Origin of the sequence: Sphingobium sp. CFD-2 (assembly GCF_024611135.1) — a bacterium.
Taxonomy (GTDB): Bacteria; Pseudomonadota; Alphaproteobacteria; order Sphingomonadales; family Sphingomonadaceae; genus Sphingobium; species Sphingobium fuliginis.
This window is the reverse complement of record NZ_CP084405.1, coordinates 849,435-865,026: the sequence shown is the minus strand read 5'-3', so window position 1 is coordinate 865,026 and position 15,592 is coordinate 849,435. Positions and strand designations below refer to the sequence as shown.

Genomic DNA, 15,592 nt, shown 5'->3' with positions numbered 1-15,592 from the left:
CCTCCTTGAAGGAAGAGCCGATCATGATCGTGAAAGCCTATGGCGCCCATGCCGCCGATAAGCCCTTGGAACCCATCGACATCGAACGCCGCCCGGCCGGCGAACATGACGTGCAGATCGCCATCGCCTATTGCGGCGTCTGCCATTCCGATCTTCACCAGGTCCGCTCCGAATGGAGCGGCACGCTTTACCCCTGCGTTCCCGGCCATGAGATCGTCGGCCACGTCACCGCCGTCGGCAACGGCGTCACCCGGTTCAAGGTCGGCGACACGGTCGGCGTCGGCTGCATGGTCGATAGCTGCCAACATTGTTCGGCCTGCGACGAAGGGCTGGAGCAATATTGCGAGAACGGCTTTGTCGGCACCTATAACGGTCCGACGCCGGATGCGCCCGGTCATACGTTCGGCGGCTATTCGCAAAGCATCACCGTCAGCGAGAAGTTCGTCCTGAAGATCAACCACCCGGCGGATCAACTGGCGGCTGTGGCGCCGCTGCTCTGTGCAGGCATCACCACCTATTCGCCGCTGCGCCACTGGAATGCCGGACCCGGCAAGAAGGTCGGTATCGTCGGGATCGGTGGGCTCGGCCATATGGGGGTGAAGCTCGCCCATGCCATGGGCGCCCATGTCGTCGCCTTCACGACTTCGGAAAGCAAGCGGCAGGATGCGCTGGACCTTGGCGCCGATGAAGTCATCATCTCGCGCGATCCGGACCAGATGGCCGCCCATGGTGGAAGTTTCGACTTCATCCTGAACACGGTGGCCGCCAGCCATGATCTCGACGCCTTCACCACCTTGCTGAAGCGCGACGGCACGATGTGCCTGGTGGGCGTACCGGAACATCCGCACCCTTCGCCCAGCGTCGGCGTGCTGATCTTCGGGCGCAAGTCGATTGCCGGTTCACTGATCGGCGGCATTGCCGAAACGCAGGAGATGCTCGATTTCTGCGCGGAAAAGGGCATCACGGCGGACATCGAAATGATCGCGATGCAGGACATCGAAACCGCCTATGACCGGATGCAGAAGAGCGACGTCAAATATCGCTTCGTCATCGATAGCGCGTCGCTGGCGGCAGCCTGATCGACAGATCGGTGGCCGGCCCCGTCGCCGGCCATTGATCGACCGCGCGCCTGCCCTCCCCGAATGCAGATATGCGTTCCTGCGAAGGCGGAAACCCCGTTCCGCCCTCGCCTGCTAAGGATGGTCTGCCCGAAAACTCCAACGCAGAGCGGATTCCGATCCTGTCGTATCCGCTCGGCTTCCCCACCCTTTATTCGCCGCCTTTGACGAGCCAGCAGGTGATCCCACAGGCTTGAACGGCGCTCCAGAGCGCGCTGCGATAAATCGGGCGTGGGTCGCGCGCTCCAGGTTTCTGTAGTCGCATCCTTTTAAGCAGGAACCGGTCCCCATCCTTCGACAGGCTAGGACCGGCTTTTCTGCACGATGATCCAAAACCGCTTCACCGCTCAAAGAAAAAGGCCAGCGCGAAACCGCACTGGCCTTTCAATTCAATCCTCGGCAGTCTGTCAGACGTTCGGGCCAAGCCCCCTGATCGCGTCATCGACCAGGAGCTTATCGGCCTGCGCATCATGGCCCTGAACGATCAGGGCCGCCGCGGCGCCGGTCGCGGCGTTCACCGCCTTGGACCGAATGCCTGCGACCGCCGCGCGCTCAGCCGCGCCGATCTTGTCCTCCGCCATCTTCTGACGACGCGCGACCAGCGCGACGGCATTGGCCCTGGCGTCTTCCAGCAGCGTTGCCGCTTCATGCTCGGCGGACTTGCGCATTGCCTCCGCCTCGGCGGCGGCAGCCGCCAGCCTGGCTTCATATTCGGCCTTGAGCGCTTCGGCTTCGGCGCGAAGCTTGGAGGCTTCCTCCAACTGCGTCTTGATCTGCGCGATCCGGCCATCCAGCGCGCCGCCGATCAGACCGGGCACCTTCTTGATCAACAGGATCAGGATGAACACCGCCATCGCCAGACTGACCCAGGCCGTGGCATCCATGCCGACGGCCTTCGGGTCGGTGTGCGGGGCCACGCCTTCGTGAGCGACGGTGCCGACCGGCTCCATCCCCTCCGAATGGATCGCCTCATTCAGGTGCGGGGCTTCCGTCTCGCTATGCTGTGCTGCTGCCTCAGCCATGGGCCAGTGCCGCCTTTACTGCGTTGCGGGCTGCATCTTCCGACGCGTTCACGCCGGAAATGCGAGCCACCATGTCGCGCGCTGCATCAGCGGCAACGGTTTCAATCTCTGCCATGGCTGCGTCGGTGGCAGCCTTGATACGGGCTTCGGCCGCATTGATCTGGCCTGCAATGTCCGCATCGGCGGCGGCCAGCTTGGCTTCCGAAGCCTTGGCTGCCTCCACCTTCGCCTTGGCCAGGCTGGCCTGGACGGCAGCACGGCTTTCGGCGTCGCGGGCGCGATAGTCGGCCTCCGCCTCATCCGCGCGGGCGAAAGCCGCCTTGGCGGCATCCAGATCGCCGGTGATCTTCGCGTCGCGCGCATCGGCCGTCGCCTGAACCTTTGGCACCATGCCGAGGCCGATGACGAAGAAAACGAAACCGAATGTCAGCAGCAGCCAGAAGATCTGCGATGAATAGGTTTCGGCAATTTGCGCGATTTGAGGCATTTTTTCGGGTCCGTCCGATCAGGGCGCGGTCAATCAGAGGACGGGCATGGCGGCCGACCGGCCATCCCTGCCCGCCCCAAAGCGGCTGTTCAGGCCACGAACACCAGGATCATGGCGATAACGAACGCCAGCAGACCCAGAAGTTCCGCGGCGGCGAAGCCGATGAACAGGCGGCCCTGCTGGCCGTCGGCAGCGCCGGGGTTGCGCAGCGCGCCTTCGAGGAACGAGCTGAAGACGTTGCCCACACCGAGGGCGGCGATGCCCGCACCGATGGCGGCCAGGCCAGCACCGAGCAGCTTTGCGGCTTCTGCGTCCATGTTATAAACTCCTTTTCTAAACTCTATTCGAACGTTGAGGTAATGGCGGAAAATCAGTGCAGGTTCTCGGCATCGTTGATGTAGACCGAGGTCAGCAGCGCGAACACATAGGCCTGGATCACCGCCACCAGCACTTCCAGGGCGCTGATGCCGATCATCAGGATGAAGCTGGCGGCGCCGACGGTCAGGCCAAGCGCAGGGCTGGCATTGGCGCTGTTGATGACGAAACCTGCGAGCACCTTCAAAAGCACGTGCCCGGCGGTCATCGCGACGAACAGTCGCAGGCCAAGGCTGAACGGACGCACCATGAAGGAAACGAGTTCGATGAAGAAGAGCGGCACCACCATCAGCGCCGGGGTGCCGTGCGGCACGAACAGCGAGAAGAAGTGCAGGCCATGCTTGTAGAAGCCCACCGCCAGCACGATCGAGAAGCTCATGATCGCGAGCACGCCGGTCGCGGTGAAATGGCTGGTGAAGGTGAAGGGATGCAGGCCGACCAGACCCAGCGGCAGCAGGCCCAGCAGGTTCGCCAGCAGGATGAACATGAACAGCGAGAAGACGTAAGGAATGTACTTTTTGCCGCCCTCGCCCACATTGGCGATCAGCAGGCTCTTGATGAAACCGGTCATATATTCGACCGCCATCTGCCAGCGGCCGGGAACCAGTTCGCGCTTCATGCCGCCGACGACGAATATCCACAGCACCACGGCGGCCGCCACCATATAGAGCGCGCTGTTGGTGAAAGCGATGTTGAAGCCGCCGATCGACAGATGATCCGTACCGAACAGCGGTTCGATCGCAAACTGGTGCATCGGATCGATTTTGCCGGATTCTGCCACGCTGGACCCCTGTAACGTCTTTGCCTTCGGACTAAGATAAAAGCGTCCCTATCGGTCGGGACGCTTCGTCGTCGTCAATCTGATGATGTTCCTGAACGCCGCCACGATCCCGAGACCGAGGAATGCCAACAGGAGCCATGGGGATGTCCGCAGAAAGTAGTCCAGAGTCCCACCAACCACGGCACCGCCAGCAAGACCGCCGATCAGCTCCGCGAGAACCCTGTTGCCGAGACGCGACCCATCGTCCGCCTGCTGCACCTGTGTCCCCTGTCTGACCTTTTCGGCATGTTCGGCCTGCGCGATCCGCTCCTCCAAAGAAGCGATGCGCGCATCTTCCCCCGCCGGGTCCTGCCCCGGTGCATCCGCCGCCATCCAGCCATCCTTTCCGTAAAGGCTTTAAAAGCCAACGTCAGGCGGCATGGCGCTTGCGGCTGCACCCGTCAAGGCGCGGCCCGTTTAGAAAGGGCTTTCAGGAGTGTCAACCGTCGTTGGGCCAGAGAATTTCCTGTCCGAACGAAGCTGGGTCCAAAGTCCACTAGCCCGGCAAGTCCGGCCTGAGGTAAATCACCCCGCCGTGGCGCAATAGCCCGGCAGCGCGATGGGGCCCGCGCCCTTGGTCTGCCACGCGCCCGCGCCGATCCGATAGACCTGCCCGGGCTTCACCCTGCTGCTGAGCGTCTGGCATCCCGTCGCCGCCGCCACATCCTGCACGGTCACGCCGCGCTTGCCGGCAAGGTCGGTATAGGCGGCCCTGCGCTTGATGTTGATCGATTCGACTTCCTGCCGCACCGCGTCGCTCACCGAACCGGCAATGCCGAGATAGCCGTCGGCCTGCTCGCCCACCGCCCCCGCGCTCATGGCGGCGGCGACCGCGCCCGACTGCGCCCGCGCCGGAGACGTCATGGCCAGGCCGGTCGCCAGCACGACCGCGGCAGAGGCGGCGATCATCAAAAATTTGCGTGTCATTGCGGAAACAACTCCGGGTTATTCTGGATCAAATCTTGCGCATCGCGCTGCAGGCGAACAACGACCTCCTGCTGCACCTTCACGTTGAGGTTGATCTCTATCGGCTTGTCGGGCGCCTTCACCTGGATGCAGCCCCCCAAGGCCAGACCGGCGAAGCCCGCCGCGATGATCGTTCGCTTCTTCATTTCTGCTCCCCATTTCGCATAGTTTCGCTTTCGGCAGGCTGAACTGCAACCCCCTCCTGGCCGATCGTGGCCCGCATCTTCTCCTGCATCTGGTCGCCTATGCTGTTTTGTATGAGCGTTGACGGATCGATGAAGGACTGCGCGGTTCCCAGAAGGCCCCGGAAGGGAGCGGCGATCCGCACGTTGAAGATGAAGGGCAGGCCCGTGAAATTCCGCGCCAGACCCGCCGGCGCCCCACCGATCTGCCCGCGATTGACGCCGTTGAAGACGACGTTCGTCACCATCTCTCCATCCAGCGCGCCGTCCATCAATATGGTGAGGCATTTATACTGGAGATTCTTGAGCGCATCGAAGGCCAGCCGCCCCATCGCGCCCAATTGTTCGTTCGATACCGGCCCCACATAGGAAAGGGTCCCCGACTGGCGCGTCGGATCGCAGGGGATGGTGGGCAGCACGCCTTCGGGCATCATCAGCGGCGGCATGCCTTGCTGCCGCGCGGTCAGCACGCCCCCCGCCACGCGCCCGCCCTGCGCGTTGAAGATCAGAGGCATGATGCCGTCGAACGTACCCGTGGCGGAAATATTCTTGAGGTCCATCGCCTGGATGAAGGCGCCCGCATCCAGACCGATGACGCGGAAGGTCAGATAACGGTCCACATCCGCGCTGAAATCCATCGTCGTCGGCAGCAGGACCAGCTCCCCGCCGGAAAAGGGCCAGCCGCCACCTTCGATCCGCACCTTCTGCCCCGCCTCCAGCCGATAGCGCACAAGGCCGTCGCGAACCTCTACACCCGGATTGACCGACCTGATTCGCACTTCCTGCCCCGGCGCGCTGACGAGACCGAGCAGATCGGTGAAACGCAGTTCGCCGGACAACCCCTCCACCGGGCCGAAAGCCGCCGCCAGGCTGGCATTGTCGGTCCGGAACAGGCCATCGCTGGTCACATGCGTCCCGTTCCAGCGGATATGCCCTTCCCCGCTGACCTGCGCCGTCACATTGGCCACCACGCCAAGGGCGAGGCGGGTCACATCCTCCGGCTGGAGACCAGGACCAAAGGACAGTGCCGGAACCGCCAGATCCGCCTTGCCTCGCCCACTGCTCAGGTCATGCGCGATGACTGCCCGGGCGACCAGCGCATCATTGCGCGGCGTCCGCAACGATCCCGTCGCTGCAATCTTCGAATCCTTCAACGTCAGCGCGAAGTCGGGAACATTCAGCGGTTCGAACCGGCCCGGCGCCTGCGCATCGCGCACCGTCATCCCGGCCGCCAGCTTCAGCGCCCCCCCGGCGAAGCTCCAGTCGCCCGCGCCATTTTCGACGATCAGCGGCACGGACCCGATCCGGCCGCCTGCCCCCGTCAACCTGCCGCCCAAGCCCTGGGCCGTGGCGTTGCCGGTCAGCGTCGCCGCGCTCAACCGAACAGGCGAATCCTGCGGACCGATCGCCAGATCGGGATTGGCAAGTGCAAAACCCTGCTGTCCCAGGGCGAAACGAGCGCTATCGGCGGAAAGGCGCATTGGGCTGTCGCCGCTTTTGCCCGCCAATGCGAGTTTGCGGATTTCAGCGCCGCCACTCACACCGCCCGGCCCGACGGCAAACAGCGCCTGCCCGACGGGGCACAGCGTCTGCCGGGTCCGCCCCAGCGAAAAATTGCCATAGCGCGCCTCGATCAGCGAGATGGACACGCAATGCGGGTTGATCGCCAATAGACCCTTGGCGTTCATTTGCCCTTCAACGGGCGCCACCAGCCCGCGCAGCCTTCCACCGGGAAGCGGCCCGTCGAGCCGCACCTGCGTCGAGAAGCGCGTATCGCCCTTCGGCCCCGCAACGAACCGCACCGGCTCCAGGCTTAACCTGGCATCGCCCGCCGCATAGGGCTCAAGGAACAATTGTCCGCCAAAGCCGCCACCCGGCCTCCGCCCCAGCCGCAGCGCCGCCCTCGGCAATCCGCCGCCCTCCGTCGTGATCGCTCCGTCGAGCGCCCAGTCGATCGCCTGCCCGGCCCTGCCAGGCCAGCCGATGGTCACGCGACCTTCCCCTGCTATGGCGATCCGCGCACCGCTGCGCGCCGAAAAGCGGGTGTCGGTCAAGGCCAGACTGCCCGCCTTCCCTTCCTGAGCGAAGGCCAGGGTGGTTTGCAGGACATTGTCCGCGCCTGCGCGGCGCGCGGCGTCAGCCAGCCGTGCGACCAGCGGCCCAACGGGCGTCCCGGCCGTAGCTTCGCGCGCAGCCGCCAGGGGATCGCGGCCGGCGAACCGCAACTGCCGAACGGACAGCCGCCCCTCAAGACCCATATCGCCCTTGCCGACATGCCAGGCGCCCTGAAAGTCTGCGAGTCCGGCCAATGTGGCGCCGGCCGACAGAGCCACCGCCCCGATTCGCGCTCGCCCGGCGGTCTTGGCAGCCGTTCCGTCGAAATCGATCCGGCCTGAGGGGCGCGCCAGAACCATGCCGCCGGACTTGAGCGCTTCCCCCGTCAGGTCGACGCGGCCGGTCCAGCGATCCAATGCCTTGCCGAGCCAGACATCCACATCCGCAGCCGGTTTTGCCACGGCGATGCCGGCATCGCGACAGGCCAGCGCTGCGCCGCGCAACGGGCCGGAGAGATGTGGGCGTCCGTCCTGCATGGCAACATCCAGCATCGCCCGCAGGTCGGCCAGCCCGCATCCCTCGACGCCTCCATTCGGCATCGCCGCCGCCAGCCTGCCCCGGAAGCCCGATCGCAGATTCCCCTTCCCCTCTATCTGCATGCCGATCGAACCGGCATCGGTGTCCAGCCGCAGTCGCGCATCGCTGAGCGCCAGCAGAATGTCCGGCAGGCTGAAGGGCGCCGTGGATTTCGGGTCGCGGAATTTGTCGACCTCTCCCAGCTTCAGCACGCCATTGTGCAACGACCCCCGCATCCTGACGCCACCGGCCCGCACCGCCGCCACTTGCGGGGTCAGCCCTGTGAAAGCGATGTCGACCTCCACCCAGCGCGCCGTCAAATCGGGACGAGCGGGATCGCCCAGCACGATATTCTCGATCCGCTGGGTGCGAAGGCCTATGTCCGTCAGATCATAGCTGCCCTGCACGCCACGCCGGTTGAGTTCGCGGCTGATGAAATTTTCTGCGATGGGCGCGCGCTGCGTCCATAGCGCGGCAAGGATCAGCGCCAGCGACCCCGTGCCCACTCCAAGCCAGCGGGGCCAGCCCCGGCGAATCTCCTTTTCGCCGTCTTCATCTTCCATGCTTCTGGTCAAACCCGCGTGCTCAAGTCCGTAACGCCTGCATAACGTCCGATCACTCCTAAATATCCTTGCCCGATAAATCCGCAATGAATAGCGTCCCCCTTCGCATGCGGGGGACAAGTAAGACTTTGCCGGATCAGGATTTGAAGGCTACGCACGATGGCGTCGGGCATCGCGCCCGGCTGCGCCGGAAACTGGCGGAGAGCGGCGGCGAAGCGTTGCATGATCATGAACTGATCGAATATCTGCTGGCGCTGGCCATACCCCGTCGCGACACGAAACCACTGGCAAAGGCGCTGCTGCGGGAATTCGATGGCATCGGTGGGCTGATGGCGGCTGACTGGCAGGCGATTGCCCGCGTTCCCGGCATGGGCGACACCAGCATCGCCGCGATCAAGATCGTCCAGGCGACGATGCTGCGGATGCTACGCAACGAGGTGGCGGAGAAGCCGGTGCTGGCCAGCTGGCAGGCACTGCTCGACTATCTGCGCGCCGACATGGCCTTTCTGACGGTGGAGCGGGTGCGGGTGCTGCACCTCAACAGCCGGAACATGCTGATCCGCGACGAGCATATGGGCGACGGTTCGATCGACCAGGCGGCGATTTATACCCGGGAGGTTATTCGACGGGCGATCGACCTTGGCTCGGCAGCGTTGATCCTTGTGCACAATCATCCCAGCGGATCGCCGGAACCCAGCCGTCAGGATATAGAAATCACCCGGCAGATCGCGGAAGCGGGCAAGCGGCTCAACATCGCCGTGCATGACCATATCATCATAGGGACACAGGGGCACAGCAGCCTGCGTGCGAAAGGGCTGATCTAGGGACCGTGCATCGAAGCGGCCGGGAGGGATGTCTCAGGAGGGCCGAAAACAGGCGACGCCTGGCCCGCAACGGCAACTAAGCGCCAAACCCCACCGAAAGAAACTCCGGAACCGGTCCGTTCCAGCCTTCGTCCGGACCATCGTCCACCGGTTCCGGCCGCCGCGGCCGGGCGCCATTGCCTTCCGGCCGCGCCGCACGCGGTTCTTCACGGCGGCGGTCGTCGCGGCGCTTGTCAGACTTGCGGTCGTCCTTCCGATCCCTGCCCGAGCGGCGCGGTTCCTCCTTCGCCTTTTCGGCGGGAGCAGCAGCGACCGGCGCGTCGATGGTCTCGATCTTCTGCTTGATCAGCTTCTGGATATTGTCGATCGCCTCGGCATCGTCCGACGTCACGAAGGTATAGGCTACGCCCTTCGCCCCTGCCCGGCCCGTGCGGCCGATGCGATGGACATAATCGTCGGGATGCCAGGGCGCGTCGAAATTGAACACATGGCTCACGCCCTTGATGTCCAGCCCGCGCGCCGCAACGTCGGACGCCACCAATATGTTCACCGTCCCCGCCCGGAACCGCTCCAGTTCCGCGATGCGCGCCGACTGGTCGATGTCGCCGTGAATCTCGCCCGATTTGAAGCCATGGCGCTGAAGGCTCTTGTTGAGTTCACGCACCGTGGTCTTGCGGTTGCAGAAGATCACCGCGCTCTGCACGTCCTCGGCATCCAGCATCGCGCGCAGGGCCTCCCGCTTCTTGCGCGAATCGACCTTCACCAGACGCTGGGTGATATTGGTCGAGGCCGTGGCGGGCCGCGCCACCTCGATCGACTTGGGATTGCTGAGGAACCGGTCCGCCAGCTTCTTGATCACCGGCGGCATGGTCGCGGAGAACAGCAGCGTCTGCCGCTGGGCGGGCAGCTTGGTGCAAATCTCCTCGATGTCCGGGATGAAGCCCATGTCGAGCATCCGGTCGGCTTCGTCGATCACCAGCATGCTGCAGCCGTTGAGCAATATCTTGCCCCGCTGGAACAGGTCCATCAGCCGCCCCGGCGTCGCGATCAGCACGTCGACGCCTTTTTCCAGGGCTTTGAGCTGGTCGCCCATCTGCACGCCGCCGATCAGCAGCGCCATGTTGAGCTTGTGATACTTCCCGTATTTCTCGAAATTCTCGGCCACCTGGGCAGCGAGTTCACGCGTCGGCTCCAGGATCAGCGATCGCGGCATCAGCGCGCGTGCGCGGCCATGGGCGAGGATGTCGATCATCGGCAGCACGAAGCTGGCGGTCTTGCCCGTTCCCGTCTGCGCGATGCCGATGATGTCCTTCATCATCAGCACGGGCGGGATCGCCTGCGCCTGAATCGGCGTGGGCGTGTCATATCCGGCCTCGGTAACGGCCTTCAATAATTCGTCGGAAAGGCCGAGATCGGCAAAAGTCATTCAGATGTCCGGGACAGGAGGCTCTCCACCGCACGAAAACGCGCGGGGAAATCGGGCGCGCCTTGCGGAAATATCGGCCTCTTGTCAAGAAAATCGCGAAGATGATGCGGTCAATCGTCCGGTTCGGCCTGCTCCAGCCGGCGGAAACCGTCGATCGCGCAACTGGCCCCGCTCCGCGCCTGCAATTCGTCGCGCCCGGAACAGAGCGAGCCGTCCTCATCGGGCTCGACATAGAATCCGGAATAGAAACCCATGCTGTTGCACCCGCGCTCCAGCCTTGCGCGATAGCGGTGATTATCAGCCAGCAGCAGATCTATGGCATTGTCCATCACTATGCTTGCCGACCGAATCGATCGCAGCGCGATGCAGCGCGGCCCCTTCTTCTCCTTCCAGTCATTCCGCGCCTCCGGCGTGGGACGCGCGGGCGCACGCCCCTTCCTTGCCATCGGCACGCGGACGATGACACGCTGCTCGATCGTCAGTTGCGCCCATTGCACGGGCTCGGCGGCTGACGCGGACAACAGCAGCAGGACGGAATGAAACAAGTCGAACCCCTTTTGGGACGCGGACGCTATGGGCCAAAGGTTGAACCGTCGATGAATTCCAAGGCATAGGACAGTCCCATGATAGGACAAGATGTTATCGCCCGATTCACGGCCCTGCTGGGGGAAAAGCGCGTCGTGACCGATGCGGACGACATCGCCCCGTGGGTCAGCGACTGGCGCGGACGCTATCACGGCGCTGCCGCCGCCATTCTTCAGCCGGAATCGACCGGCCAGGTCGCCGCTGCGGTCCGCCTTGCCGCCGATCTTGGCGTGCCGCTGGTGCCGCAGGGTGGCAACACTTCCATGGTGGGCGGCGCCACGCCCCCGGCGGACGGTTCTGCGCTGATCCTGTCGCTCCGCCGGATGAACCATATCCGCAGCCTGTCTCCGCACGACAATCTTGCCGTCTGCGAAGCGGGGGTGATCCTCTCCAACCTCCACGATGCCGCCGCCGCCGTTGGCCGCCGCTTTCCACTGAGCCTTGGGGCCAAGGGTTCGGCCACCATCGGCGGGCTCATCTCCACCAATGCCGGCGGAACCCAGGTGCTGCGCCACGGCACGATGCGCGCGCTGGTCGAGGGGATTGAGGCTGTCCTGCCGGACGGCGGCATCTTCCATGGCCTGGATGCCCTCAAGAAGGACAATCGCGGCTATGACGTCAAGCAATTGCTGATCGGCGCCGAAGGGACTTTGGGAATCGTCACCGCCGCCGCGCTGCGCCTGGTGCCCGCCATTGCGGCTCGCGCCGTCGGCTGGATCGGCGTCTCCTCCCCTGCCGATGCGCTGGCCCTGCTCCGGCTTTGCGAAGCCCATCTGGGCGACAGTGTCGAAGGGTTCGAAGTGATCGCGGACGACGGCCTGGGCCATGTCCTGTCGCATGTTCCCGGCACCCGCTGCCCGATTGCAACGCGCACGCCCTGGCATGTGCTGGTAGAGGTCGACCATGGCGACCCGCGCGATCCGACGCCCGCCGATCGGCTGGAGAGCGCGCTGGCCGATGCGTTGGAACAGGGCCTCGCCGTCGACGCCGCCATCGCCGCCAATGAAGCGCAGGCGGAAGCCTTCTGGCGCATCCGCGAATCGCTCTCCGAATCCGAACGGGCGCAGGGACCGGCGCTGCAATATGACATCAGCGTGCCGGTTGCGCGGATGCCCGCCTTCATGATCGAAGCCGCGGCAGCGGCGGAAAGGGCCTTTCCCGGCACCACCGCCTCCTCCTTCGGTCATCTGGGGGACGGCAACGTCCATTTCCATGTCCGCGCGCCCAGGGGCACGACCGACGGTCCGGCCTGGATCGCGACGGAGGGTCAGGCGATCAACGGCTTCGTCCATGATGCAGTGGTCGCGGCGGGCGGGTCCATCTCCGCCGAACATGGCATCGGCCAGATGAAGCGCGCCGAACTCGGCCGCCTCTCCAGCCCCGCGCGCCTCCACGCCCTGCGCGCGGTCAAGGCTGCATTCGATCCGCAGGGCATCATGAATCCGGACAAGCTGATCCCCCGTCCGGAGGAAGGCTGAAGCCAGCCTCGGCCGCAGCACCGGGCATCGACAAAGCGATTGCCTCCCGCGTCCAAGGGCTTTATCCCCCTCGGCCCAGTATCAGGCTAGCGGCGCAAGGGAAAATGCGCCGCTTTTTGTTGGAAATGGACTAGCACATCATGGCAAGCGCGCCCGCGAACGGCCTTCCCGTCTTCTACAACGATCTCATTCCGCTGAGCAGCGTCGATCACGCCGCCTGGCGGAGCCGCACCGTCGATTCGGCGCCGTTCCTGACGACGCAGCACGCCATTCCGCTGACCGTGGACGAATTCGTCGCCGCCCAGCGCTTCGTGCCGATCATCTTCTCCGCCGGGGACGAGCCCGTTCCCCTGGCGCTGATGGGCCTCAACGAGGGCGTCAACACCTTCCTCGACGATGATGGCAAGCTGCGTGGCCCGGCCTATGTCCCCGCCTATGTCCGCCGCTATCCCTGGATGCTGGCGAAGTTGCGCCCCGACAGCGACGAACTCTCGCTCTGCTTCGATCCGACCAGCGACGCGCTCGGTACGTTCGAAGAGGGCCAGCCGCTGTTCGAAGACGGCAAGCCCAGCGAACTGACGCAGGGCGTGCTCAAATTCTGCGAGGATTTCGAACAGGCAGCGGCGCGTACCGGCCAGTTCATGAAGGATCTGAAGGATCTCGACCTGCTGATGGACGGCGAAGTCGCCATCCAGGTGCCCGGCAATGACCAACCCTTCGTCTATCGCGGCTTCCGCATGGTGAACGAGGAAAAGCTGCGCGACATGCGCGGCGACCAGCTTCGCAAGATCAGCCAGAACGGCATGCTGCCGCTCATTTACGCGCATCTCTTCTCGCTGCAGCTCATGCGGGAACTGTTCGAGGCGCAGGTTTCGCAGGGCAAGGGCCCGATCGCCGTCCCGGCAGCGCCCCAGACAGCGGATGCCCAACCAAATTAAGCATTCATGACAGATATTTAAGGAAAAAGGTTGCGCGGTGCCACTTGAAACTCCGCGCGGCTTTCTCTATTTACTGAACATACGGCGCACCTGCCCCCCTTTCGGGTGTGTCGTATGGGCGCCTCCCCCTTTGGAGGCGTCTCCTCCCTGAACCTTGGCCACCCCATGCGAATCGCATGGGGTGGTTTTTTATTGACTGAAGGAAATGGCGCGGGTTTCCCTTGACGACGCCAACGCGCCCTCCTAAAGGCGGCTCCCTACTTGCCGCCCAGCGCGGCCTGTGGCCCCTTCGTCTAGCGGTCAGGACGCGGCCCTCTCACGGCTGAAACACGGGTTCGATTCCCGTAGGGGTCACCAGCTAAGTAGTTGATATTGTTAGGGGGAATCGCGAAAATGCGGTTTCCGTGGCACTTTCGTGGCACATTTGGCGTTTTTCGAGGCCACCCCAGCCCCCGTTCCAGGCTCTTTTAGATCACCTCAATAGCTGCCCAGTAGACGAGGGATTCGTTCGCGGCAGCCGCCACCGACAGGCAAGCCCTCCCCACAGACCAGCCAGACATCCGCGTCAGGAACCGTAGATCTGATTGAGCTTGGCTGCTTCGCGGCCATAGTCCGCGTGATCGATCCATTTCGAGTAGTGCCGGAACAGCATTGCCGCGCTCTTGTGGCCAAGCTGGCGGGCGATATAGGCCGGGTTCACCCCGCCCATCAGCGCCGTCGTCGCGTAAGTGTGGCGCGTTTGATAGGCATCACGGCTGCGGATGCCGAGCGCACGCAGTGCGGGATGGAAATAGAGCTTCCGCTGATCCTGCACGTCCGGCCACGGCGTGTTTGTGACCGGGTTGATGAAGATCGGCGAATCGAGCCCCCGCATGAAGCTGTGCGCCTTCTGGCGTCTAAGCACGGCCATCATTCGCGGAGTAAGATCGACGTCGCGCACGGTCCTGGTCTTGGTCGATTTCTCCACGGCCCGGACGCGGGCACGCTCGACCCGGATGGACTGGCGCTTCCAGTCGACGTCGCGCCACTGGACGACGATCTGTTCGCTGGGACGCATGCCGGTCCCGAAGGCGAACTCATACCAGTTCCAGACCTGCTCGTCGTAACGCTCGTGCATATAGGTGAGGATGCGTTCGGTCTCTTCCCGGTCGAACGGGTCCGGCTCGCGTTTCTGATGCTTCTGGCTCTTGATCCGTTCCAGCGGCGAGCGGTCGATCAGCTCGTCGTCGAGAGCCATCTCGAAGATGCCGCGCAGCGGAATGACGTTGTTGTTGATCGTCTTGCCGCTGACCTGCTTCGCCCGGTCGGCGATGACCTTCTTGATCTCGCTCGGCTTGATGCTCTTGAGTTGCCGCTCACCGAAAGCCGGCGACCAGACATTATTGATCGCCGACACATAGTCGGACATCGTCGATTTCTCGACTACGAGCGTTGCGAGCCACTCTTTCGCATAAGTCTTGAAGCCCGCGTATTTGTTCCGGTCGGGTTTGGCATCACCCTTGGGAAACGTGCTTTCATAATCGAAGACGCCGAGATCGATTTCCTGATGGACACGGGCCATCAAGCGCTCGGCCGCCTTGATGTTAGCGGATGTGGGTTGGAGCTGGAGCGTTTCGCGATAGAGCCGCCCGTTCCAGCGGAAGCGGACGCGAATGCAGCTTTTCAGCGGCTCGACGCCAGTCCCTGGCCGTTTTCTACCCATTTGTGGAAGCCTTCGAGGTCGATGCAGATGCTGCCATCGGGAGCGCGGCGATATTCGCGGCCCTGAATCCACACGCCGTCGGCGATCTTTCGATAGACCGCTTTCTCGGTGTAGCCGGTCAGCTCGGCGAAGCGCTTGATGCGCACGTAGCGCGCGCCCGTCATGACAGTGCTCCGGTTGAGGAAAGGAAACCACGGACAGCCAACCGTCCGCTGCTTCCTCTCTCCTCCCGCTCCCTTCCCTTCCGGCCGATCTGCGATGACCGCATGGCCGGCCGACCAGGACGGGCAGGCGCTCGCGAACGTGGGTCTGGATAATCCTCGCAGAAATGGCGCATGGATCGCTGGCCTGTTGGGCAGCGCAAGCAGGCCATGACGCGACGTCAGTCTAGCATTTCGATCCTGGTCCTAAAAAGAGGCCAAGATCGCATATTTGGGCAACCCACTGCCTAATCTCGTGCTTTCGCCTGTCAGCC

16 protein-coding genes and 1 tRNA gene are annotated in these 15,592 nt (G+C 63.9%); 5 read left to right on the top strand and 12 right to left on the bottom strand.

Annotated elements, in window-relative coordinates; translation table 11 throughout:
- Positions 1-23: 23 nt before the first annotated feature.
- On the top strand, positions 24-1,079 hold the full coding sequence (locus tag LDB29_RS04095) for an NAD(P)-dependent alcohol dehydrogenase (RefSeq protein ID WP_099185993.1): 1,056 nt from the start codon (positions 24-26) through the stop codon (positions 1,077-1,079).
- A gap of 446 nt (positions 1,080-1,525) precedes the next feature.
- On the opposite strand, the gene LDB29_RS04090 is transcribed toward LDB29_RS04095, so the two are convergent.
- The 8 genes from LDB29_RS04090 to LDB29_RS04055 all read right to left on the bottom strand — a co-directional run bounded on the left by LDB29_RS04090 (position 1,526) and on the right by LDB29_RS04055 (position 8,164).
- Entirely contained in the window at positions 1,526-2,140 is a 615-nt protein-coding gene (locus tag LDB29_RS04090) for a F0F1 ATP synthase subunit B (RefSeq protein WP_099185837.1), read from the bottom strand.
- Positions 2,133-2,627: an ATPase gene (locus LDB29_RS04085; RefSeq protein WP_061938759.1), complete on the bottom strand. Its 495-nt coding sequence runs from the start codon at positions 2,625-2,627 to the stop codon at positions 2,133-2,135. Before LDB29_RS04085 ends, LDB29_RS04090 begins: the two co-directional genes overlap by 8 nt.
- A gap of 89 nt (positions 2,628-2,716) precedes the next feature.
- Positions 2,717-2,944: a F0F1 ATP synthase subunit C gene (locus tag LDB29_RS04080; RefSeq protein WP_004207392.1), complete on the bottom strand. Its 228-nt coding sequence runs from the start codon at positions 2,942-2,944 to the stop codon at positions 2,717-2,719.
- A 53-nt stretch (positions 2,945-2,997) separates the two neighbouring features.
- Positions 2,998-3,783, bottom strand: coding sequence for a F0F1 ATP synthase subunit A (locus tag LDB29_RS04075; RefSeq protein WP_025546508.1), 786 nt, complete (start codon positions 3,781-3,783; stop codon positions 2,998-3,000).
- A 48-nt stretch (positions 3,784-3,831) separates the two neighbouring features.
- On the bottom strand, positions 3,832-4,155 hold the full coding sequence (locus tag LDB29_RS04070) for an AtpZ/AtpI family protein (RefSeq protein ID WP_025546506.1): 324 nt from the start codon (positions 4,153-4,155) through the stop codon (positions 3,832-3,834).
- Between the two features lie 192 nt (positions 4,156-4,347).
- Positions 4,348-4,749 (bottom strand): YdbL family protein, encoded by a 402-nt coding sequence (locus LDB29_RS04065; RefSeq protein ID WP_025546504.1) that lies wholly within the window; start codon positions 4,747-4,749, stop codon positions 4,348-4,350.
- Complete coding sequence (locus LDB29_RS04060; protein ID WP_007685342.1) at positions 4,746-4,934, bottom strand: YnbE family lipoprotein; 189 nt, start codon at positions 4,932-4,934, stop codon at positions 4,746-4,748. The genes LDB29_RS04065 and LDB29_RS04060 overlap by 4 nt, the downstream gene beginning before the upstream one ends.
- Positions 4,931-8,164 (bottom strand): YdbH domain-containing protein, encoded by a 3,234-nt coding sequence (locus LDB29_RS04055; RefSeq protein ID WP_257556231.1) that lies wholly within the window; start codon positions 8,162-8,164, stop codon positions 4,931-4,933. Before LDB29_RS04055 ends, LDB29_RS04060 begins: the two co-directional genes overlap by 4 nt.
- A 128-nt stretch (positions 8,165-8,292) precedes the next feature.
- Here LDB29_RS04055 and radC point away from each other — a divergent pair, with 128 nt between their 5' ends.
- On the top strand, positions 8,293-8,988 hold the full coding sequence (gene radC / locus LDB29_RS04050) for a DNA repair protein RadC (protein ID WP_025546499.1): 696 nt from the start codon (positions 8,293-8,295) through the stop codon (positions 8,986-8,988).
- A 76-nt stretch (positions 8,989-9,064) separates the two neighbouring features.
- Here the strand turns inward: radC and LDB29_RS04045 are convergent, their stop codons facing one another.
- Together LDB29_RS04045 and LDB29_RS04040 are read right to left on the bottom strand one after the other, a co-directional pair.
- A complete protein-coding gene (locus LDB29_RS04045) occupies positions 9,065-10,414 on the bottom strand; it encodes a DEAD/DEAH box helicase (protein WP_044661939.1) in 1,350 nt (449 codons plus the stop codon).
- Between the two features lie 110 nt (positions 10,415-10,524).
- On the bottom strand, positions 10,525-10,959 hold the full coding sequence (locus tag LDB29_RS04040; RefSeq protein WP_025546496.1) for a hypothetical protein: 435 nt from the start codon (positions 10,957-10,959) through the stop codon (positions 10,525-10,527).
- A gap of 78 nt (positions 10,960-11,037) precedes the next feature.
- On the opposite strand from LDB29_RS04040, the gene LDB29_RS04035 reads away from it, so the two are divergent.
- The 3 genes from LDB29_RS04035 to LDB29_RS04025 all read left to right on the top strand — a co-directional run bounded on the left by LDB29_RS04035 (position 11,038) and on the right by LDB29_RS04025 (position 13,772).
- Positions 11,038-12,477 carry an FAD-binding oxidoreductase gene (locus LDB29_RS04035; protein WP_025546495.1) on the top strand — a complete coding sequence of 480 codons (1,440 nt, stop codon included), beginning with the start codon at positions 11,038-11,040 and terminating at the stop codon, positions 12,475-12,477.
- Between the two features lie 140 nt (positions 12,478-12,617).
- A complete protein-coding gene (locus tag LDB29_RS04030) occupies positions 12,618-13,415 on the top strand; it encodes a SapC family protein (RefSeq protein ID WP_025546494.1) in 798 nt (265 codons plus the stop codon).
- Between the two features lie 282 nt (positions 13,416-13,697).
- Positions 13,698-13,772 (top strand) — tRNA-Glu (locus tag LDB29_RS04025).
- A 208-nt stretch (positions 13,773-13,980) separates the two neighbouring features.
- On the opposite strand, the gene LDB29_RS04020 is transcribed toward LDB29_RS04025, so the two are convergent.
- A complete protein-coding gene (locus LDB29_RS04020) occupies positions 13,981-15,117 on the bottom strand; it encodes an Arm DNA-binding domain-containing protein (RefSeq protein ID WP_021246312.1) in 1,137 nt (378 codons plus the stop codon).
- On the bottom strand, positions 15,078-15,281 hold the full coding sequence (locus tag LDB29_RS04015; protein WP_021246311.1) for an excisionase: 204 nt from the start codon (positions 15,279-15,281) through the stop codon (positions 15,078-15,080). The genes LDB29_RS04020 and LDB29_RS04015 overlap by 40 nt, the downstream gene beginning before the upstream one ends.
- Positions 15,282-15,592 lie beyond the last annotated feature (311 nt).